17 protein-coding genes and 1 riboswitch are annotated in these 19096 nt (G+C 58.9%); of the genes, 11 read left to right on the forward strand and 6 right to left on the reverse strand.

Annotated elements, in window-relative coordinates:
- Positions 1–126 precede the first annotated feature (126 nt).
- The 3 genes from AC6I8F_RS02950 to hldE all read left to right on the forward strand — a co-directional run bounded on the left by AC6I8F_RS02950 (position 127) and on the right by hldE (position 5821).
- Positions 127–1437: a CYTH domain-containing protein gene (locus AC6I8F_RS02950; protein ID WP_498028491.1), complete on the forward strand. Its 1311-nt coding sequence runs from the start codon at positions 127–129 to the stop codon at positions 1435–1437.
- A 33-nt stretch (positions 1438–1470) separates the two neighbouring features.
- The gene (gene glnE / locus AC6I8F_RS02955) at positions 1471–4329 is read left to right on the forward strand and encodes a bifunctional [glutamate--ammonia ligase]-adenylyl-L-tyrosine phosphorylase/[glutamate--ammonia-ligase] adenylyltransferase (RefSeq protein WP_498028492.1); all 2859 of its coding nucleotides are present in this window, start codon (positions 1471–1473) and stop codon (positions 4327–4329) included.
- Between the two features lie 67 nt (positions 4330–4396).
- Positions 4397–5821, forward strand: a complete 1425-nt coding sequence (gene hldE / locus AC6I8F_RS02960) for a bifunctional D-glycero-beta-D-manno-heptose-7-phosphate kinase/D-glycero-beta-D-manno-heptose 1-phosphate adenylyltransferase HldE (protein WP_021509620.1) — start codon at positions 4397–4399, stop codon at positions 5819–5821.
- 39 nt (positions 5822–5860) lie between these two features.
- Here the strand turns inward: hldE and ubiK are convergent, their stop codons facing one another.
- Complete coding sequence (ubiK, locus tag AC6I8F_RS02965; protein ID WP_010618705.1) at positions 5861–6166, reverse strand: ubiquinone biosynthesis accessory factor UbiK; 306 nt, start codon at positions 6164–6166, stop codon at positions 5861–5863.
- Positions 6167–6337: 171 nt separating this feature from the next.
- Positions 6338–6487, forward strand: a riboswitch (FMN riboswitch).
- Positions 6488–6596: 109 nt separating this feature from the next.
- Here ubiK and ribB point away from each other — a divergent pair.
- The gene (gene ribB / locus AC6I8F_RS02970; RefSeq protein WP_010618704.1) at positions 6597–7253 is read left to right on the forward strand and encodes a 3,4-dihydroxy-2-butanone-4-phosphate synthase; all 657 of its coding nucleotides are present in this window, start codon (positions 6597–6599) and stop codon (positions 7251–7253) included.
- 53 nt (positions 7254–7306) lie between these two features.
- Here the strand turns inward: ribB and AC6I8F_RS02975 are convergent, their stop codons facing one another.
- Together AC6I8F_RS02975 and zupT are read right to left on the reverse strand one after the other, a co-directional pair.
- Positions 7307–7690: a cell wall hydrolase gene (locus AC6I8F_RS02975; protein WP_021509619.1), complete on the reverse strand. Its 384-nt coding sequence runs from the start codon at positions 7688–7690 to the stop codon at positions 7307–7309.
- Between the two features lie 144 nt (positions 7691–7834).
- Complete coding sequence (gene zupT / locus AC6I8F_RS02980) at positions 7835–8602, reverse strand: zinc transporter ZupT (protein WP_021509618.1); 768 nt, start codon at positions 8600–8602, stop codon at positions 7835–7837.
- 210 nt (positions 8603–8812) lie between these two features.
- Here zupT and ygiD point away from each other — a divergent pair, with 210 nt between their 5' ends.
- Positions 8813–9583 carry a 4,5-DOPA-extradiol-dioxygenase gene (gene ygiD, locus AC6I8F_RS02985; RefSeq protein ID WP_370445707.1) on the forward strand — a complete coding sequence of 257 codons (771 nt, stop codon included), beginning with the start codon at positions 8813–8815 and terminating at the stop codon, positions 9581–9583.
- Positions 9584–9618: 35 nt separating this feature from the next.
- On the opposite strand, the gene AC6I8F_RS02990 is transcribed toward ygiD, so the two are convergent.
- The 3 genes from AC6I8F_RS02990 to tolC form a co-directional block, all read right to left on the reverse strand.
- Positions 9619–10782 carry a glutathionylspermidine synthase family protein gene (locus AC6I8F_RS02990; protein ID WP_150059422.1) on the reverse strand — a complete coding sequence of 388 codons (1164 nt, stop codon included), beginning with the start codon at positions 10780–10782 and terminating at the stop codon, positions 9619–9621.
- 8 nt (positions 10783–10790) lie between these two features.
- Positions 10791–11465, reverse strand: a complete 675-nt coding sequence (locus AC6I8F_RS02995; protein ID WP_021509614.1) for a DUF1190 family protein — start codon at positions 11463–11465, stop codon at positions 10791–10793.
- Positions 11466–11606: 141 nt separating this feature from the next.
- Positions 11607–13079 (reverse strand): outer membrane channel protein TolC, encoded by a 1473-nt coding sequence (tolC, locus tag AC6I8F_RS03000; protein ID WP_021509613.1) that lies wholly within the window; start codon positions 13077–13079, stop codon positions 11607–11609.
- A 213-nt stretch (positions 13080–13292) separates the two neighbouring features.
- Between tolC and nudF the strand changes: the two genes are divergently transcribed.
- The 6 genes from nudF (at position 13293) to AC6I8F_RS03030 (ending at position 18940) form a co-directional block, all read left to right on the forward strand.
- Positions 13293–13928 (forward strand): ADP-ribose diphosphatase, encoded by a 636-nt coding sequence (gene nudF, locus AC6I8F_RS03005; protein ID WP_058776538.1) that lies wholly within the window; start codon positions 13293–13295, stop codon positions 13926–13928.
- Positions 13925–14350, forward strand: coding sequence for a DUF1249 family protein (locus AC6I8F_RS03010; RefSeq protein ID WP_021509611.1), 426 nt, complete (start codon positions 13925–13927; stop codon positions 14348–14350). Before nudF ends, AC6I8F_RS03010 begins: the two co-directional genes overlap by 4 nt.
- Before the next feature lie 64 nt (positions 14351–14414).
- Positions 14415–15242 (forward strand): 3',5'-cyclic-AMP phosphodiesterase, encoded by an 828-nt coding sequence (gene cpdA / locus AC6I8F_RS03015; protein WP_031280131.1) that lies wholly within the window; start codon positions 14415–14417, stop codon positions 15240–15242.
- Between the two features lie 3 nt (positions 15243–15245).
- Positions 15246–15827, forward strand: a complete 582-nt coding sequence (gene yqiA / locus AC6I8F_RS03020; RefSeq protein WP_058771368.1) for an esterase YqiA — start codon at positions 15246–15248, stop codon at positions 15825–15827.
- Positions 15828–15873: 46 nt separating this feature from the next.
- A complete protein-coding gene (gene parE / locus AC6I8F_RS03025; protein WP_059009801.1) occupies positions 15874–17769 on the forward strand; it encodes a DNA topoisomerase IV subunit B in 1896 nt (631 codons plus the stop codon).
- 271 nt (positions 17770–18040) lie between these two features.
- The gene (locus AC6I8F_RS03030; RefSeq protein ID WP_059009799.1) at positions 18041–18940 is read left to right on the forward strand and encodes a LysR substrate-binding domain-containing protein; all 900 of its coding nucleotides are present in this window, start codon (positions 18041–18043) and stop codon (positions 18938–18940) included.
- Positions 18941–19096 lie beyond the last annotated feature (156 nt).

The raw sequence follows: 19096 nt of genomic DNA on the forward strand, positions 1-19096 counted from the left end.
TCCTGGTCTCAATGCGGTGCGAAAAGGGTCGTAAAAGCACAAGAAAGCAGAGACAGCAGGCTTGCGGTGCATTACTCTTCGCCAGATTAAACTCGTAAGTGCCAGCAGCGTATTGAATAAAAAATTATGACCATCGAAATCGAATTAAAGTTCATTGCCACCCCGCAAGCCGCCGAAAAACTGGCGCAGACGCTTGCCGCCTGGCCACATCAGTACCACGCCGCGCGTGAGCTGACCAACATCTATTACGAAACCGATGACAACCAGCTGCGCCGCTGGGATATGGGCCTGCGGATTCGCGGCGTGGATCAGCGCTATGAAATGACGCTGAAAACCGCCGGCAAAACGCTGGGCGGTCTGCATCAGCGTCCGGAATACAACGTCGACCTCAGCGAGCCGCAGCTGGACATTGCCCGCCTGCCGGCAGAGATCTGGCCGCAGGGGACCGATGTTGCCGCGCTGCAGTCGCGTTTGCAGCCGCTGTTCAGCACCCATTTCCAGCGTGAAACCTGGCTGGTGAGCGTTGGCGACAGCGAAATTGAAGTGGCTTTCGATTGCGGCAGCGTTGCCGCAGGGGAGCTGAGCGAGCCGCTGTATGAAGTGGAGCTGGAGCTTAAGCGTGGAGCGCGCAGCGATATGCTGACCTTCGCCAGTGCGCTGATCGCCACGGGCGGCCTGCGCCTCGGCAGCCTGAGCAAAGCGGCACGCGGTTATCAGCTGGCGCAGGGCAACGCGCCGCGACCATTGCGCGCGCTGCCGCTGCAGAAAATTGCCCCTAAAGCCACGGTGGAGCAGGGCATGGTTCACGCCATGAGCGCGGCGCTCGGCCACTGGCAATACCATGAAGAGGTCTGGCTGCGCGGTAACGAAGACGCCCGGGCACGGGTAATTGAAGCGCTGGAAACGCTGCGTCAGGCGTTTTCCCTGTTTGGCACGCTGGTGCCGCGCAAGGCCAACAGCGAACTGCGTCAGAAGCTGACCCGGCTGGAAGAGCTGCTGGCGGACAGCGAGGCCAGCGCAGAAACCGTCTGCTTCTCAACGACCTCAGTTGAAGCCCAGTTAGCACTTACTCACTGGCTGGTGGAGTCGCAGTGGCAGCCGTGGCTGGACGAGAAGAGCAAAAGTAAGCTGCAGGGATCGTTTAAACGCTTCAGCGACATCATGCTGGGGCGCATCGGCGCGGATCTGCGTGAAACCTTCGTCGACGTGCAGCTGTTTAATGAATTTCAGGACAAAGCTACGCGCCTGAACCGCCAGTTGCTGGCGGTGCATCTGCTGGCGGGGGCGTATCCGGCTGAAGAGGTCAGCCAGTGGCTGGCGGGCTGGCAGGAGTTGCAGCACGCCATTCGTGAAAAACAGGAGCGCGGTCTGATTCAACTGGTCAATCTGGCGATCCGTCAACCGCCGTTCTGGCTGAATAACGGTGCGAAACGCTAAGGCTACGGCACCATCAATCATCAGGGAGGGAAGATGTCGTTACCGTTACCGACGCTGATGCAGGCGCAGCTCGCCAGCGTGGCAGAACGTCTGGGCCTGCCGCTGACGGCGATCACACCGCAGCAGGCTGGCGCACTGACCTTTAGTGACTTTATCGTGGACAACCTGCAGCAGCATCCGGCGTGGTGGCAACAGCTGCAGCAGCAACCGCCGCAGCCCGAAGAGTGGCAGCACTATGCGGCCTGGCTGGCAGCGGCGCTGCAGCCGGTAGATAACGAAGCCTCCCTGATGCGCGAACTGCGCCTGTTCCGCCGCCATATGCTGGTGCGCATCGCGTGGATGCAGGCGCTGGAGCAGGCCAGCACCGGGCAGAGCCTGACGCAGCTCAGCACGCTGGCGGAAGTGCTGATTACCGCCGCGCGCGACTGGGTGTGGCAGGATTGCTGTCGCGATTTCGGCACGCCGTGCAACGCCGCCGGCGAAGCGCAGCCGATGCTGATTCTGGGTATGGGCAAGCTGGGCGGCGGTGAACTCAACTTCTCTTCCGATATTGACCTGATCTTTGCCTGGCCGGAAAACGGCGTCACCCGCGGCGGCCGGCGCGAGCTCGACAACGCGCAGTTCTTTACCCGCATGGGGCAGCGCCTGATCAAGGTGCTGGATCAACCTACCGTCGATGGCTTTGTTTATCGCGTGGATATGCGCCTGCGCCCGTTCGGCGACAGCGGTCCGCTGGTGCTGAGCTTTGCCGCGCTGGAGGATTATTACCAGGAGCAGGGCCGTGACTGGGAGCGCTACGCGATGGTGAAAGCGCGCCTGATGGGCGACGACGGCGGCCCCTGGAGCCAGGAGCTGCAGCAGATGCTGCGCCCGTTCGTCTATCGCCGCTACATCGATTTCAGCGTGATTCAGTCGCTGCGTAACATGAAAGGCATGATTGCCCGTGAAGTACGGCGGCGCGGCCTGAAGGACAACATCAAACTCGGCGCCGGCGGCATTCGCGAAACCGAATTCATCGTCCAGGTGTTCCAGCTGATTCGAGGTGGACGTGAGCGCTCACTTCAGCTGCGTTCGCTGCTGCCCACGCTGCAGGCCATCGGTGAGCTGGCACTGTTAACGCCGGAGCAGGTTGACCATCTGCGCGCCGCCTACCTGTTTTTACGCCGGCTGGAGAATCTGCTGCAGAGCATCAACGATGAACAGACGCAGACGCTGCCGGAAAATCCGCTCGACCGCCAGCGCCTGGCCTGGGCGATGGGCATGGCGGACTGGGCGACGCTGCTGACACAGCTGGAACAGCACATGGCCGGCGTGCGCCACATTTTCGACGAGCTGATAGGCGATGATGCGCCGGATGTCGACGATCAGCCGCAGCTGGCGGAGTTCGCCAGCCTGTGGCAGGACGCGCTGGAAGAGAGCGATTTGCTGCCGGTGGTACCGCAGCTGCAGGCGGAACAGCGCCATTCGCTTTATCGGGCGCTGAATGATTTCCGTCAGGATGTCAGTCGCCGCACCATCGGTCCGCGCGGCCGGCTGGCGCTCGATCAATTAATGCCGCGCCTGCTAAGCGAAGTGTGCGCGCGTGACGACGCCGATGTGGTGCTGGCACGCCTGACGCCGCTGCTGCTCGGCGTATTAACGCGTAGCACCTATCTCGAGTTACTGACTGAGTACCACGGCGCGCTGCGCCATCTGATTCGCCTGTGTGGCGCTTCGCCGATGATTGCCAGCCAGCTGGCGCGCTATCCACTGCTGCTGGATGAACTGCTCGATCCGGCCACGCTGTATCAGCCCACCGCCACCGATGCCTATCGTGATGAACTGCGCCAGTATCTGCTGCGCATTCCCACCGATGATGAAGAGCAGCAACTGGAAGCGCTGCGCCAGTTCAAGCAGGCACAGCATTTGCGTATCGCCGCCGCCGACATCGCCGGAACCCTGCCGGTGATGAAAGTGAGCGATCACTTAACCTGGCTGGCGGAAGCCATCATTGAATCGGTGGTGCAGCAGGCGTGGCAGATGATGGTGCAGCGCTATGGCCGTCCCTCGCACCTCACCAGCGACAGCGAGCGCGGCTTTGCCGTGGTCGGCTACGGCAAACTGGGCGGCTGGGAACTGGGTTACAGTTCAGATCTCGATCTGGTGTTTCTGCATGACTGTCCGGACGATGCCGAAACCGACGGTGAACGCGTTATCGACGGGCGCCAGTTTTACCTGCGTCTCGCCCAGCGCGTCATGCACCTGTTCAGCACCCGCACCTCGTCCGGCATTTTGTATGAGGTGGACGCGCGCCTGCGCCCTTCTGGCGCGGCCGGGATGCTGGTCAGCACTTTTGCTGCCTTTGACGACTACCAGCGCCATGAGGCCTGGACGTGGGAACATCAGGCGCTGGTGCGCGCGCGCATCGTGTTTGGCGAACCGGCGCTGTGTGAGCGCTTCGATGCGATCCGGCGTGGTATTTTGTGCCTGCCGCGTGAAGGCGCGAAGCTGCAAACCGAGGTGCGCGAAATGCGTGAAAAAATGCGCGCGCACCTCAGTAACAAGCACAAAGGCCGCTGGGAGATTAAAACCGATGAGGGCGGTATCACCGATATTGAATTCATCGCGCAGTATCTGGTCTTAGGTTACGCCGCCAGCCAGCCGGCGCTGACGCGCTGGTCGGATAACGTGCGCATTTTCGAACTGATGGCGCGCCACGGCATCATGGCCGATGAGGAAGCGCAGGCGCTGACGCACGCTTACGTCACGCTGCGCGATGCGCTGCACCATCTGGCGCTGCAGGAACTGCCGGGTCATGTCGATCCGGCATCGTTCGCTGACGAACGCGCCGTGGTGCACGCCAGCTGGCAGCGCTGGCTGGCCGCGAGCGACGCGGATGACACGGAGCAGTGAGCCTGGCGGCTTCTATGCTATTATCCGCGCATTATTTTGACTGAACGTTGAAGTCTGGAGTCTCTGCATGAAAGTAACACTGCCCGCGTTTGGCAAGGCCGCTGTGCTGGTTGTCGGCGATGTGATGTTAGACCGCTACTGGTACGGCCCGACCAGCCGGATCTCACCGGAAGCCCCGGTGCCGGTGGTTAAAGTGGATACCATTGAAGAGCGTCCGGGCGGCGCGGCCAACGTGGCGATGAATATCGCTGCACTCGGTGCGGACTCGCGCCTTATCGGTCTGACCGGTGCAGATGACGCTGCGCGCGTGCTGCGCGAAACGCTGGCGCAGGTGAAGGTTGAGTGCGATTTCGTCGCCCTTGATAGCCATCCGACCATCACCAAACTGCGCGTGCTGTCGCGCAACCAGCAGCTGATTCGCCTCGACTTTGAAGAGGGCTTTGAGCAGGTCGATCCGCAGCCGATTCACGATCGCCTGCGTCAGTCGCTGGCACAGGCGGGCGCGCTGGTGCTGTCTGATTATGCCAAAGGCGCGCTGAGCAGCGTGCAGACCATGATTCAGCTGGCGCGTGCGGCGCAGGTGCCGGTACTGATCGACCCGAAAGGCACCGATTTTGAACGCTATCGCGGCGCGACGCTGCTGACGCCCAACCTGTCCGAGTTCGAAGCGGTGGTGGGCAAGTGCAAAAGCGAAGAGGAGATTGTCAGTCGCGGTATGCAGCTGATTGCCGATTACGATCTCTCCGCGCTGCTGGTGACGCGTTCGGAAAACGGGATGACGCTGCTGCAGCCGGGCAAAGCGCCGCTGCATCTGCCCACTCAGGCGCAGGAAGTGTATGACGTGACCGGTGCCGGCGATACGGTGATCGGCGTGCTGGCCGCAGTGCTGGCTGCCGGTGAAAGTCTGGAGGATGCCTGCTTCCTCGCCAATGCTGCGGCTGGCGTGGTGGTCGGCAAGCTCGGGACTTCAACCGTCAGTACCGTGGAGCTGGAGAATGCGATTCACGCGCGGCCGGACAGCGGCTTTGGCGTGATGACTGAAGCCGAGCTGAAAGTGGCGGTGGCGCAGGCGCGCCAGCGCGGTGAGAAAGTAGTGATGACCAACGGCGTGTTCGACATTCTGCACGCCGGCCATGTCTCTTATCTGGCCAACGCGCGCAAACTGGGCGATCGCCTGATCGTGGCGGTCAACAGCGATGCTTCCACCAAACGTCTTAAGGGCGAAACCCGCCCGGTGAACCCGCAGGAAAACCGCATGATCGTGCTGGGTGCGCTGGAAGCCGTAGACTGGGTGGTGCTGTTTGAAGAGGATACGCCACAGCGGCTGATTGCCGAAGTGCTGCCGGATCTGCTGGTGAAAGGCGGTGATTATAAGCCGGAAGATATCGCGGGCAGTAAAGAGGTGTGGGCCAACGGCGGTGACGTGCGCGTGCTCAACTTTGAAGACGGTATCTCCACCACCAACATCATCAAAACCATTCGCAATCAGTAAACACGTAGCCGGCGGGAGCGAACTCCCGCCGCGTAAACCTTACTGAGGCGTATCGATTTTGCCTGCCGGATCTGGCGTGATCACCGCCGGAGCCGGGGCCGCCGGACTTTCGCTCTCCAGCTTCGCCAGACGCTGCTCCAGCGCCGCCAGTTTTTCACGCGTGCGCAGCAGCACCTGGGTCTGCACGTCAAACTCTTCACGATTAACCAGATCCATGCGGGTTAACTGCGCCTGCAATACCTGACGAATTTTCTTTTCCACATCGTCGCCAAAGTCGCGAATACCTTTTGGCATCGCTTCGTGCACCTGGCGCGCCAGTTGTTCAATTTTTTTCGTGTCGATCATGGTTGTTTCCTGGTTACGGTGGCTGATAACAGCGCGTGTTCCGACTCATCAAACATTAAGTGTAATGCCAGAAACGAAAAGGTTAAACCCGAAATCCGCAACGCATGAAGTGCAAAAGCATTTGCACTTTTGTTGATTGCCCGACCAGGTGATTGGCGCTATAGTAATTTCGCTTATTCTCAGGGCGGGGCGAAATTCCCCACCGGCGGTAAATCAGCTTCGGCTGAAAGCCCGCGAGCGCTTTCGCTGTACAGTGAAAGGTCAGCAGATCCGGTGTAATTCCGGGGCCGACGGTTAAAGTCCGGATGGGAGAGGGTAACGACATCAGCCGGGCTGCGCCCGCGTCACGTTATTGCCATGTGTTTTCTACGCACTCCTAAGCTCGCCCTGGTTCTGGTAACTCATATTTTATTAATAAGGTTTTTTTACCATGAATCAGACGCTTCTTTCTGAATTTGGCACGCCGGAACAGCGTGTAGAACGCGCCATCGATGCGCTGCGCAACGGGCGCGGCGTGATGGTGCTGGACGATGAAAATCGCGAAAACGAAGGCGATATGATCTTCGCCGCCGAAACCATGACCGTTGAACAGATGGCGCTGAGCATTCGTCACGGCAGCGGCATTGTCTGCCTGTGCATTAACGAAGCGCGCCGCCAGCAGCTGGATCTGCCGATGATGGTAGAGAACAACACCAGCTCTTACGGCACCGGTTTTACCGTGACTATTGAAGCGGCCAGCGGCGTGACGACCGGCGTATCGGCCTCCGACCGTATTACCACCATCCGCGCGGCGATTGCCGATGACGCTAAACCGTCCGATCTGAATCGTCCCGGCCACGTATTCCCGCTGCGCGCGCGCGATGGCGGCGTGCTGGCGCGCGGCGGCCACACCGAAGCGACGCTCGATCTGGTGACGCTGGCGGGCTTCAAACCTGCGGGTGTGCTGTGCGAACTGACCAATGATGACGGCAGCATGGCGCACGCGCCGGAAGTGATTGCGTTTGCGAAGCAGCACGCCATGCCGGTGGTGACCATTGAAGACCTGGTGGCCTGGCGCCGCCAGCATGAAACCCGTCAGGCCAGCTAAGCCGACGTGAAATAAATAAGGCCGGATGTGATGCATCCGGCCTTTTTTTATGATTAACGGCTGGCGTAAAAAACGTGATTACCTATCACCACGGTACGCTGGAAGGCGTGGCGCCACGCCGGTCTGGCGCTGTGTGCATGAAAGAAGGTCGCGCCCTTTGTCACATCCGCCAGCTTACCCTCGACAATCCGCTGGGCCAGGCGCTGCGCGCGCTGCCAGCTTTTGTCATGCTGCGGCGGATGGCGATGGGGATGTTTGTGCAGAGACGTCCAGGAGAACTGTTTGGGTGCGTACACCACCGGACAGATCTCTTTGACGTCCCAGTTAGCCCGGTTCATGGTGACAGTGCCGACGGCAATCTGTCCCTTTACCGGTTCGCCGCGCGCTTCATGATAGATATTCATCGCCAGGCATAAAATGGCTCCCTGAATTAACATAACACTCCACTGCTTTCTAAGAGTCGCGTGGAGTGTAATGAGCCCGCCGTCGGGTGTTAACAAGACCCGTCTCGACTACGCCTTAACAAGCCTAACCCGTTGAGAGATAAGGCCGAAGTGGTGATGAATGAGACGAATCTCGCGTCAGCCTACCCCGCTGGTTTGCAGCAACGTCAGGCTCAGGCCCATCACCGTCATGCCGCACAGTACGCCGTAGCTGGGATTGTTATGCGGGTCGATTTCGCGCGCCAGCGGCATCAGTTCATCCACGGACAGCGCCACCATAATGCCCGCCACCGCCGCCATAATCGCCGCAATCATCACCGGTGAGACCGCCGGCCCCAGCAGCAGAAAGGCGATGATGCCACCAAGAATCTCCGCCATGCCGGACAGGCAGGCCCAGAACAGCGCTTTGGCTTTCGAGCCGGTGGCGGCGTACATCGGTCCGGCCACCGCCAGCCCTTCCGGAATATTATGGATCGCGACGGCCAGCGCGATGCCCAGCCCCAGTTCCATGTCGCTGCTGGCGGTGACAAAGGTGGCAATGCCTTCGGGAAAGTTATGCAGGCTGATACCGAGCGTCAGCAGGATCGCGGTGCGTTTCAGGTTGGTGGGGCGGCGATTGACCGCCATCAGGTCCTGCGGATGCTGGTGCGGCAGCAGGCGATCCATGGCGAAATAACCCAGTAAGCCGAGCATGAACATGCCGTAGCCAAGCACCGGCGACATCCCTTCCGCATGCAGCGCGGCGGGCAGCATCTCCATCAGGGAAATCAGCAACATGATGCCGGCGGCAAAGCCGAGCGCAAAGGCCAGTACGCGGTTCGACGGCTTTTGACCGAGCACGCCAAAAATAGCGCCGACGAAGGTGGCACCGCCAGCCAGGATGGTTAGCAGCAAAGGTACTGACATAATGGGCTCCTTAATGATAATGATTACCAGTTACAATATAGTTAACCCCATAAAATATCTAGTTATTTAGCGTAAAGTTATGTCGGCAAAATCTTGTTCAAATTTGCTGATAAACATCATCACGCTTATCAGCGTTTTTCCCCTGGCGAAAGCGCGTATCGTGACAGTCATTAACGCGATCCCGACGCCAGAGGATGAATAATGACCCGCATGCCCGCTCTGTTTCTCGGCCACGGCAGCCCGATGAACGTATTAGAAGACAACCGTTATACCCGCGTATGGCAGCAGCTGGGCGAAACCCTGCCGCGTCCGCGCGCTATTCTCGCCATCTCGGCGCACTGGTACACGCGCGGCACGGCGGTGACGGCGATGAGCAATCCGCGCACCATCCATGATTTTGGTGGCTTCCCGCAGGCGCTGTTCGACGTGCGCTATCCGGCGCCGGGTTCGCCAGCGCTGGCACAGCGCGTTATCGATCTGCTGGCGCCGGTGGCGGTGCAGGCCGATCAGCAGTGGGGCTTTGATCACGGCTCGTGGGGCGTGCTGGCGAAGATGTATCCACAAGCGGACATTCCGTTGATTCAGCTCAGCATCGATGGCACCCAGCCGGCGGCGTGGCATTTTGCGCTGGGACGTAAACTGGCGGCGCTGCGTGACGAAGGTGTGATGCTGGTGGCCAGCGGCAACGTGGTGCATAACCTGCGCATGATTCGCTGGCAGGGTGCGGAAAGCGCTTATCCGTGGGCGGAGAGCTTTAACCAGTTTGTGCGCGATAATCTGGACTATGAAGGCGAGGCGGCGCAGCATCCGCTGGTGAATTATCAGCAGCATGAAGGCGCGCAGCTGGCTAACCCGACGCCGGAGCACTATCTGCCGCTGCTGTATATTCTCGGCGCGCGAGCTGAAGGTGAGGCGGTGAGCATCCCGGTGGAAGGCATGGAGATGGGTTCGATCAGTATGCTGTCAGTGCAGGTTGGCTGACACCTGTGCCGCCCGCAGACCGGGCGGCACGTGCGTTACTCAATAAAGGTGTGCGGATAGAAACGTGACAGATCCTGGGTGATCAGCGCACGATCTTCGCGCAGACCGATACCGGCAGGCTGATCGTCAATCAGCCAGCTGCCAATCAGCGTATAGCTGTCGCCAAATTTCGGCAGCGGCCAGAACTGCTGGACGATCATGCCCTCTTCGCCATAGGGGCCGTCGGCGCGCGCGATTTCCTGACCGTTTTCCACGATGGTGATATTGGCACCTTCGCGGGAAAACAGCGGTTTCACCACATATTTGTCCATCTGCGGCGCGCTGGCATCGTCGGCAAACCAGGCGGGCAGCAGGTTAGGATGGTTGGGGAACATCTCCCACAGCAGCGGCAGCAGCGCTTTGTTGGAGAGAATGCTTTTCCACGCCGGCTCCAGCCAGCGCACGCCGGCATCGGCCAGCTTGGTCGAGAACATCTCGCGCAGCATGAATTCCCACGGATAGAGCTTGAACAGGTTGCTGATCACCTGATCGTGCTGATCGGTAAACTGACCTTTTTCGCCCAGCCCGATCTCATCAATGTAGAGAAATTCACTCGGCAGACCGGCTTCAGTGGCGCAATCCTGCAGATACTGTACCGTGGCGCGATCCTCTTCCGTATCGCGACAGCAGGCAAAGTGCAGCCAGTTAAAACCGTGCTGCTGGTGCAGCGTGGCGAAGCGCTCAATCAACTGCTCCTGCAGGCTGTTGAATTGATCGCTGCCCTGCGGCAGGTTGCCGGCGTTGAGCTGATCCTCCAGCCAGATCCACTGGAAAAACGCCGCTTCGTACAGCGAGGTAGGCGTATCGGCGTTGTTCTCCAGCAGCTTGATCTCGCCTGTGCCATCCCACGCCAGGTCGAGACGTGAGTAGAGCGACGGCTGACGCTGCTGCCAGGATTCGCGCACAAAATCCCAGGTGTGTTTCGGAATGCAGAAACGGGTGAGCAGCGCTTCGCTGTTCACCACTTTTTCTACCGCCTGCAGGCACATCTGGTGCAGTTCCGCGGTGGCCGCTTCCAGCTGTTCAATTTGCGCCAGCGTAAACTGGTAATAAGCGTCTTCGCACCAGTAGGGTTCGCCATACATGGTGTGAAACTGAAAGCCGTACTCGGTCGCCTTTTCGCGCCAGTTAGGACGTTCGCTGATAGCAATACGTTGCATGCGCGGGCTTAGCCTCCCAGCGAGCGGCTGCCGGTGCTGGTGGCACTGCTGCGCTGCATGGTGTTCTGTTTGGCTACCGTCTCACCAAAGCCGCCACGGGTGATGGTAGACGTAGTGGCCGGTTTTGGCGCCAGCGCGGTTTTCGGCACGTTCACCGTCCGGCCCGAGGTGGCCGCACCGTAGTTCTTACCGGAAGCATCAACAAACTGGCCGTTAGCAGGGCTATTAGGGGTTTTTGGCGAGAACAGCGGTTGCTGCGCAAAGCCGGCACCGCCGCCCATCAGACGCCCCATCATGTAGCCGGCCATCAGAGGCATCCAGAAGCTGCCGCTCTGCTGCGCTTCAGCGTTGTTCGCCGTGGTACCGACGCCCGCCTGTGCCGGAGTTTGCTGACACTGGTTTTCGCCGAATTCCGCGACGCAATCTTCACGCGTGGCGTATTTTGGCGCGGTGCGCTCAGCCTCTTTCAGCGCGTTGTTGTAAGCGGTGGTGCACTGGGCGCTCTGGCCCGGATTGGCTTTCGCACAATCATCGGCGTTCTGGTACATCGAAACTGTTTCATCGCTCTGTTCGCAGCCTGCCAGCATAAACACGGCGGTGACCGCCAGTGCGACCGGCGTTAAATGGCGTGCCTGCCAGCTTTTACGGAAAGCGGCATGACGAATATTTTTTGTCCGTTTCATTATCTTCATCCTGTGCCCAAAGGTGGGGCTTAGGATAGGTGATGAGTGGTGGAAAATGAAGCGGGAAGCCGGGTGGCAAGGGGATCTTTACGTTGTTATACGTTTGAATGCGAAAGGGGCCGCAAGCGGCCCCTTGAAGGCTTAATTAGCGAAAGGATTGGCGCTATTACGTGCCGCGGCCGGACGGGCCTGAGCGGCGGCGGAAGCGGAGGTCGCTTTCGGGCCGTTATCCACGCGCGCGGCCTGCTGGCTGTTTTCCGGCGCGACCACTTCTGGCGAGGTCGTCACTTCTTTGCCCAGCGTGCTGTTCAGCTGTTGCAGATCCTGCTCGTTCAGCGTGCCCAGCGCATATTTAATGTTCAGCTGGTTGATCAGGTAGCTGTAACGCGCATTCGACAGCTGCTGTTTAGCGTTAAACAGCGTGGTGGTCGCGTCTAACACATCAACGATGGTACGCGTACCCACCTGATAACCGGCTTCCGAGGCATCTAATGAGCTCTGCGCCGAGATAACCGACTGTTTGTAAGCGTCGATGCTGCTAATCGAAGCGTTCACGTTGTTGAACGAAGAACGGACGGTCTGAATCGCGCTACGGTGCGCGCCTTCAAGCTGCTCGCTGGCGGCGACGAAGTTATACTGCGCCTGTTTCACCTGCGAGGTCACTGAACCGCCGCTGTACAGAGGCAGTGAGAAGCTCAGGCCAACCTGGTTGGAGCCGGTGATCGAGTCGGTGGTACCGGCGCTCTGATTAGCGCGGCTGCCGCCGTATTTGCTGTTTGACAGACCGGTAGAGGCGGTCAGATCCAGCGTCGGCATGTGGCCGGACTCGGCGGAGCGAATCTGCTCACGCGCCAGATCCTGGCTCAGACGAGCAGACAGCAGGTTGAGGTTACGGCTCTCAGCCTGTTTCAGCAAATTGGATACCGCTTCCGGACGCGCCGTTTTGAAACGATCGATATTCAGTGACGCCAGCGACAGATAATCCATGCCGGTGATCTGACGCAGCGATTCCACCGCGTTATCCAGGTCGTTACGCGCGGTTACTTCGTTGGCCAGCACGCTATCGTATTGAGCACGGGCGTTCTGCACATCGGTGATGGCCACCAGACCGACGTTAAAACGCTGGGTGGTCTGATCCAGCTCGCGGTAGATCGACTGTTTCTGCGCTTCAGTGTAAGAAAGCGTATCAATGGCCTTCAGCACGTTGAAATAGGCGGTTGCGGTGTTCAGGATCAGATCCTGCTGCGCTACCTGATAAGTAACGTCCTGAATGCCGGCCGTTTTTTCCTGCAGCGTCAGCGCACGCCATTTCGACATGTCGAAAATCGTCTGCGTTAATTGCAGCGAGGCGCTGGTCGTGTTGGAATGGAGACCGCTGTTGTCGCGATAGCCGCTGTTATAGGTATAATCTGCACCCAGACCCAGCTGCGGCAGCAACGGGCTACGCGCTTCGTTAATTTTCTCAAAAGCAGCGTCGCGATCGGCGGCTGAAGCACGCAGATCCGGGTTGCTGAGGCGCGCCTGCTGGTAGACCTGCAACAGGTTTTCTGCCTGGCTGGCAAGGCTGAAACCGCCCAGGCTCAGTCCAATAAAAAGTGGGAGCAGTTTTTTCATTTGCATTCCTTGTGTTGCAGCAAATGCACAGAGAGTGTGCTGCAGGTAAGCCAAAAAATAATCGCCGATTCTACAGAGGCGGCGTCAGAGATAAGTTGGCTGAACGTGCCTTCTCCCCCTAATTTACGTAAATAATTCAGAAAGAACCACTCGGACGGAGCACAAGGGTTGGCTTTTCTTCGCTCCATCCCAATCTGCATAAGGAACCAGATGATGGCGGGTGAAAAAAAATCCCCTGTGACTTTCACAAAAAACGATGTAGAAATTATTGCACGCGATACTCGCTACGATGGTTTTTTTTCCATCGTCAGCTACCGCTTCCGCCATCGCCGCTTTAACGGCGAGATGAGCGGTGAAGTGGTGCGCGAAGTTTTTGAGCGCGGACACGCTGCCGTGCTGCTACCCTATGATCCCCTGCGCGACGAAGTAGTGCTGATCGAACAGATCCGCATCCCGGCCTATGATTCCAGCGCCACGCCCTGGCTGCTGGAGATGGTGGCCGGCATTATTGAACCGGGCGAAACGCCGGAAGATGTGGTGCGTCGTGAAGCGGTCGAAGAGGCTGGCCTCAAGGTTGGCCGCGTCAAACCGATAGTGAATTACTTAGCCAGCCCCGGCGGAACCTCTGAGCGTTTGTCGGTGCTGGTGGGCGAAGTGGATGCCAGCCAGGCAGAGGGAAATCACGGGCTGGAGGAAGAGAATGAGGATATTCTTGTGCATGTGGTAAGCCGCGAACAGGCTTATCGCTGGGTGGAAGAGGGGATTATTGATAACGCGGCATCTGTCATCGCTCTGCAATGGCTGGCGTTGCACCATGAGAAACTAAGAGAAGAGTGGAAGCCAACATGAAACAGCGCTATACCCCTGATTTCCCCGAAATGATGCGTCTGTGCGAAACCAATTTCGCTCAGCTGCGCCGCCTGCTGCCGCGCAGTGACGAGGCAGGTGCGTCGGTGATGTATCAGGTGAACGGCGCCAGTTATCAGCTGACTATTGAAGAGTCGACGCGCTATACCACGCTGGTGGAGATCCGCCAGGTGGCACCCGCAGTGAGCTACTGGAGCCTGCCGTCCATGTCGGTGCGGCTCTACCATGATGCGATGGTGGCTGAAGTGTGTTCCACTCAGCAGATCTATCGCTTCAAAGCGCGCTATGATTATCCTAATAAAAAATTGCATCAGCGCGATGAAAAACATCAGATTAACCAGTTCCTTGCCGACTGGTTGCGGTACTGCCTGGCGCACGGCGCGATGGCCGTGCCGGTGTGCTGATAGCGATACCCTGAATCCGCACGGGTATATAACGCAACGATAGCGTGGAGAGAAAGGAAACGCTTTGGATAGCCTGCTAACTCTTCCTGCGGCAAATGGGTCCGATATCAGGATTTTACAAATTACGGATACCCATCTTTTCGCGGGAAAACATCAATCGCTGCTTGGAGTGAATACCTGGTCGAGTTTTGATGCGGTGCTGGACGCCATCGCGGCGCAACAGCGCGATTACGATCTGATTATCGCCACTGGCGATCTCGCCCAGGATCACACCGTCGAAGCTTATCAGCATTTTGTTGCGGGCATTGCACGTCTGCCGAAGCCGTGCGTCTGGCTGCCGGGTAATCATGATTTTCAGCCAGCGATGGTGGATACGCTGGCGCAGGCCGGCATCGCCGCGGACAAGCATGTGCTGCTCGGCGAGCACTGGCAACTGGTGCTGCTGGACAGCCAGGTTTTTGGCGTGCCGCACGGCATGCTGAGCGACTATCAGCTGGAGTGGCTGGACCGCACGCTGCGTCAGTTCCCCGATCGCTACACGCTGGTGCTGCTGCACCATCATCCGCTGGCCTCTGGCTGTACCTGGCTTGACCAGCACAGCCTGCGCAATCCGCATCAGCTGGATGCGGTGCTGCAAAACTTCCCGCTGGCGCGCCACCTGGTGTGCGGCCACATTCATCAGGAGCTGGATCTCGACTGGCACGGCCGCCGCGTACTGGCGTCGCCTTCAACCTGCGTCCAGTTCAAACCGCACTGCACCAACTTCACCATTGATACCGTGGCGCCCGGCTGGCGCTGGCTGACGCTGCAGGCGGATGGCACGCTGCACACCGAAGTGAATCGTCTGCAGAGCGATCTGTTCCGTCCGGATCTGGATTCCGAGGGCTACTAAACCATGGCGGCGCTGATTTATCTGCACGGATTCAACAGCTCACCGCAGTCGGCTAAAGCGACGCAGTTACAGCAGTGGTGTCAGGCGCAGCATCCGCACATTGAGGTGCTGGTGCCGCAGCTGCCGACTTTTCCCGCTGAGGCTGCTGCGCTGCTGGAAGAGCTGGTGATGCAGTATGCCGGGGAACCGCTCGGGCTGGTGGGGTCATCGCTCGGTGGTTATTTTGCCACCTGGCTGTCGCAGTGTTTCATGCTGCCGGCGGTGGTGGTGAATCCGGCGGTGCGGCCGTTTGAACTGCTGGTGGATTATCTGGGTGAAAACCGGAATCCCTACACCGGCCAGCAATATGTGTTAGAGTCTCGCCACATTTACGATCTGAAAGTGATGCAGATTGACCCTCTGGAAGCGCCCGATCTACTCTGGCTGCTGCAACAAACCGGCGATGAAGTGCTCGACTATCGCCAGGCGCTGGATTACTACAGCGCGTGCCGTCAGACGGTAGAAGAGGGCGGCAATCATGCCTATATCGGATTCGAACGCCATTTTGCGCAGATGATTGATTTTCTGGGACTAAATACTCCCTGATGCTGCGGGATGGGCCCATTTTCCTATTGCTAATCAGACTGTTACGATGAGCCAATCTAGCTATAATGCTGACGCCATTGAGGTTTTAACCGGCCTCGAACCGGTACGTCGCCGTCCGGGCATGTACACCGATACCACACGCCCTAACCATCTGGGCCAGGAAGTGATCGATAACAGCGTCGATGAGGCGCTGGCCGGTCACGCCAAACGCGTGGAAGTCATCCTGCACGCCGATCAGTCGCTGGAAGTGATCGATGATGGCCGTGGTATGCCCGTCGATATCCACCCGGAAGAGGGCGTGCCAGCGGTCGAACTGATTCTCTGTCGCCTGCACGCCGGCGGTAAATTCTCCAACAAAAACTACCAGTTCTCCGGCGGCCTGCACGGCGTGGGGATTTCGGTGGTCAATGCCCTGTCGAAGCGTGTGGAAGTCACGGTGCGCCGCAACGGTGAGATTTACCAGATCGCCTTCGAAAACGGCGATAAAGTGCAGGATCTGGCGGTGATTGGTTCGGTAGGCAAGCGTAACACCGGCACCAGCGTTCACTTCTGGCCAGACGAAAGCTTCTTCGATAGCCCGCGCTTCTCGGTCTCCCGCCTCAAGCATCTGCTGAAAGCCAAAGCGGTACTGTGCCCGGGCGTCGAAATTGTCTTTAAAGACAAGGTGAACGATACCGAACAAACCTGGCTGTATCAGGATGGCCTGACGGATTACCTGAGCGAAGCGGTGAACGGCCTGCCAACGCTGCCGGAAAAACCGTTTGTCGGCAGCTTTGCCGGTGATGTGGAGGCAGTCGACTGGGCGCTGCTGTGGCTGCCGGAGGGCGGCGAGCTGCTGACCGAAAGCTACGTCAACCTGATCCCGACCATGCAGGGCGGAACGCACGTTAACGGCCTGCGTCAGGGCTTGCTCGACGCGATGCGCGAATTCTGTGAATACCGCAATATTCTGCCGCGCGGCGTGAAGCTGTCGGCGGAGGATATCTGGGATCGCTGCGCCTATGTGCTGTCGGTCAAAATGCAGGATCCGCAGTTTGCCGGACAGACCAAAGAGCGTCTCTCCTCACGCCAGTGCGCGGCGTTTGTCTCGGCGGTAGTGAAAGATGCCTTCAGCCTGTGGCTCAACCAGAACGTGCAGGCCGCCGAAATGCTGGCCGAGCTGGCGATCTCCAGCGCACAGCGCCGTATGCGCGCGGCGAAAAAGGTGGTGCGTAAAAAGCTGACCAGCGGACCGGCGCTGCCCGGCAAGCTGGCCGACTGTACCGCGCAGGATCTGAATAAAACCGAGCTGTTCCTGGTGGAAGGGGATTCTGCGGGCGGCTCCGCCAAGCAGGCGCGCGACCGCGAATATCAGGCGATCATGCCGCTGAAAGGCAAGATCCTCAACACCTGGGAAGTGTCGTCGGACGAAGTGCTGGCATCGCAGGAAGTGCACGATATTTCGGTGGCGATCGGTATCGATCCGGACAGTGAAGATCTCAGCCAGCTGCGCTACGGCAAAATCTGTATCCTCGCGGATGCCGACTCCGACGGCCTGCACATTGCCACGCTGCTGTGCGCGCTGTTTGTGAGGCACTTCCGCTCGCTGGTGCAGCAGGGCCACGTCTATGTGGCGATGCCGCCGCTGTACCGCATCGACCTCGGTAAAGAGGTGTATTACGCGCTCGATGAAGACGAAAAAGAGGGCGTGCTGGAGCAGCTGAAGCGGAAAAAAGGCAAGCCGAACGTGCAGCGCTTTAAAGGTCTGGGTGAGATGAACCCGCTGCAGCTGCGCGAAACCACGCTCGATCCCAACACCCGTCGTCTGGTGCAACTGACGGTCGACGAAGAAGACGTCGAGCAGACGTTACGGATGATGGACATGCTGCTGGCGAAGAAACGCTCGGAAGACCGCCGCAACTGGCTACAGGAAAAAGGCGACCTCGCCGACCTCGAAGTGTGATGCAAACGGGACGCTGCGGCGTCCCTTTTTTATGCCGGCAACACGCGCTATCGCTGCCCGTCCCGATCTATCCCATCGCCGCATGTCCGTTAATAAAAACCGCGTGTGCGCGGCATAACCAGGCCGCCTGCTGACCCGGGTCAGCGATAATCCCTGCGTTTTGCTGCATTGTGGTATCCTGCCGCTGCTGAACGTGGAGCAATCTACCTCAGCAGCCGTGAGAACGAGGCTAAGACCGGTCTCGAAGTAGCAATGCGCTGAGGTAGGAAGAGTGAAAATCACACTGGAAGAGTTACGCGCCTGGGTCGCGGTGGTGGACACCGGTTCGATTACCGCCGCAGCGGAACAGCTGGATCAAACCAGCTCCGGCATCAGCCGGGCGCTGAGCCGCCTCGAAAGCAAACTGCAAACCACACTGCTGCACCGCACCACGCGTCGCCTGGCGCTGACCGAAGAGGGGCTGATTTTTCTCGATCACGCGCGGCAAATCCTCGCGTCGGTGGAGCAGGCCGAAGAGCATATCGCGCAGCGGCGCGACATTCCCTCCGGACGGCTGCGCGTCAACGCCAATACGCCATTTACCCTGCATGTTATCGTGCCGCTGGTTGCCGAATTTTGCGCGCGCTATCCGCAAATTCAGCTGGAGCTGAACACCGATGACATTGTCATCGACCTGCTTGAGCAGCAAACTGATATCGCTATTCGCATTGGTGAACTGCGCGACTCCACGCTGCGCGCGCGCGTGCTGGGCAGCAGCGCGATTCGCCTGCTGGCCAGTCCGGCCTATCTGGAAAAAGCCGGCGCGCCACAGAGCGTGAAAGATCTGCTGACGCACCAGCTGCTGGGATTCAGCCAGCTGGACGCGCACAATGTCTGGCCGGTATGGCAGCGTGAAGGCGAGTTTTTGCGCATCAAACCCACGCTGTGCGCGTCGAGCGGCGAAACCCTGCGCCAGCTGGCGCTGGCCGGCCAGGGCATTGTGCGGCTATCGGATTTTGTCAGCCGCGAGGATCGCGCCAGCGGCCGGCTGGTGCAGGTGCTGGAAAATGACACGCGCGAACTGCGCCTGCCGATTCACGCGGTGTACTATCGCAACCAGTCGCTCAGTTCCCGCATCACCTGTTTTCTGGATTTTTTACGGGAAAAAATTCAGGAAAATCATCTGTTATAGTCCTGTTCTGTTTGAATAACCTTTCCTGTTATGTTCTGCCCTCATCGATAAAAACGCTTTAATTCAATCGGTTAATGATTTAGCTATCTTTCGGCCGCCCATTTAAGAATTTTTTCCTAACGGGACATTTCTTATGTCTCGGATTTATCTCTTTCC

It is taken from the genome of gamma proteobacterium symbiont of Axiagastus rosmarus (assembly GCF_059730925.1).

Bases quoted from the DNA above. Each gene is read 5' to 3' on its own strand.
- AC6I8F_RS02950 (WP_498028491.1), top strand. From the start codon at position 127: ATGACCATCGAAATCGAATTAAAGTTCATTGCCACCCCGCAAGCCGCC.
- glnE (WP_498028492.1), top strand. From the start codon at position 1,471: ATGTCGTTACCGTTACCGACGCTGATGCAGGCGCAGCTCGCCAGCGTG.
- hldE (WP_021509620.1), top strand. From the start codon at position 4,397: ATGAAAGTAACACTGCCCGCGTTTGGCAAGGCCGCTGTGCTGGTTGTC.
- ubiK (WP_010618705.1), bottom strand. From the start codon at position 6,166: ATGATCGACACGAAAAAAATTGAACAACTGGCGCGCCAGGTGCACGAA.
- ribB (WP_010618704.1), top strand. From the start codon at position 6,597: ATGAATCAGACGCTTCTTTCTGAATTTGGCACGCCGGAACAGCGTGTA.
- AC6I8F_RS02975 (WP_021509619.1), bottom strand. From the start codon at position 7,690: ATGTTAATTCAGGGAGCCATTTTATGCCTGGCGATGAATATCTATCAT.
- zupT (WP_021509618.1), bottom strand. From the start codon at position 8,602: ATGTCAGTACCTTTGCTGCTAACCATCCTGGCTGGCGGTGCCACCTTC.
- ygiD (WP_370445707.1), top strand. From the start codon at position 8,813: ATGCCCGCTCTGTTTCTCGGCCACGGCAGCCCGATGAACGTATTAGAA.
- AC6I8F_RS02990 (WP_150059422.1), bottom strand. From the start codon at position 10,782: ATGCAACGTATTGCTATCAGCGAACGTCCTAACTGGCGCGAAAAGGCG.
- AC6I8F_RS02995 (WP_021509614.1), bottom strand. From the start codon at position 11,465: ATGAAACGGACAAAAAATATTCGTCATGCCGCTTTCCGTAAAAGCTGG.
- tolC (WP_021509613.1), bottom strand. From the start codon at position 13,079: ATGAAAAAACTGCTCCCACTTTTTATTGGACTGAGCCTGGGCGGTTTC.
- nudF (WP_058776538.1), top strand. From the start codon at position 13,293: ATGGCGGGTGAAAAAAAATCCCCTGTGACTTTCACAAAAAACGATGTA.
- AC6I8F_RS03010 (WP_021509611.1), top strand. From the start codon at position 13,925: ATGAAACAGCGCTATACCCCTGATTTCCCCGAAATGATGCGTCTGTGC.
- yqiA (WP_058771368.1), top strand. From the start codon at position 15,246: ATGGCGGCGCTGATTTATCTGCACGGATTCAACAGCTCACCGCAGTCG.
- parE (WP_059009801.1), top strand. From the start codon at position 15,874: ATGAGCCAATCTAGCTATAATGCTGACGCCATTGAGGTTTTAACCGGC.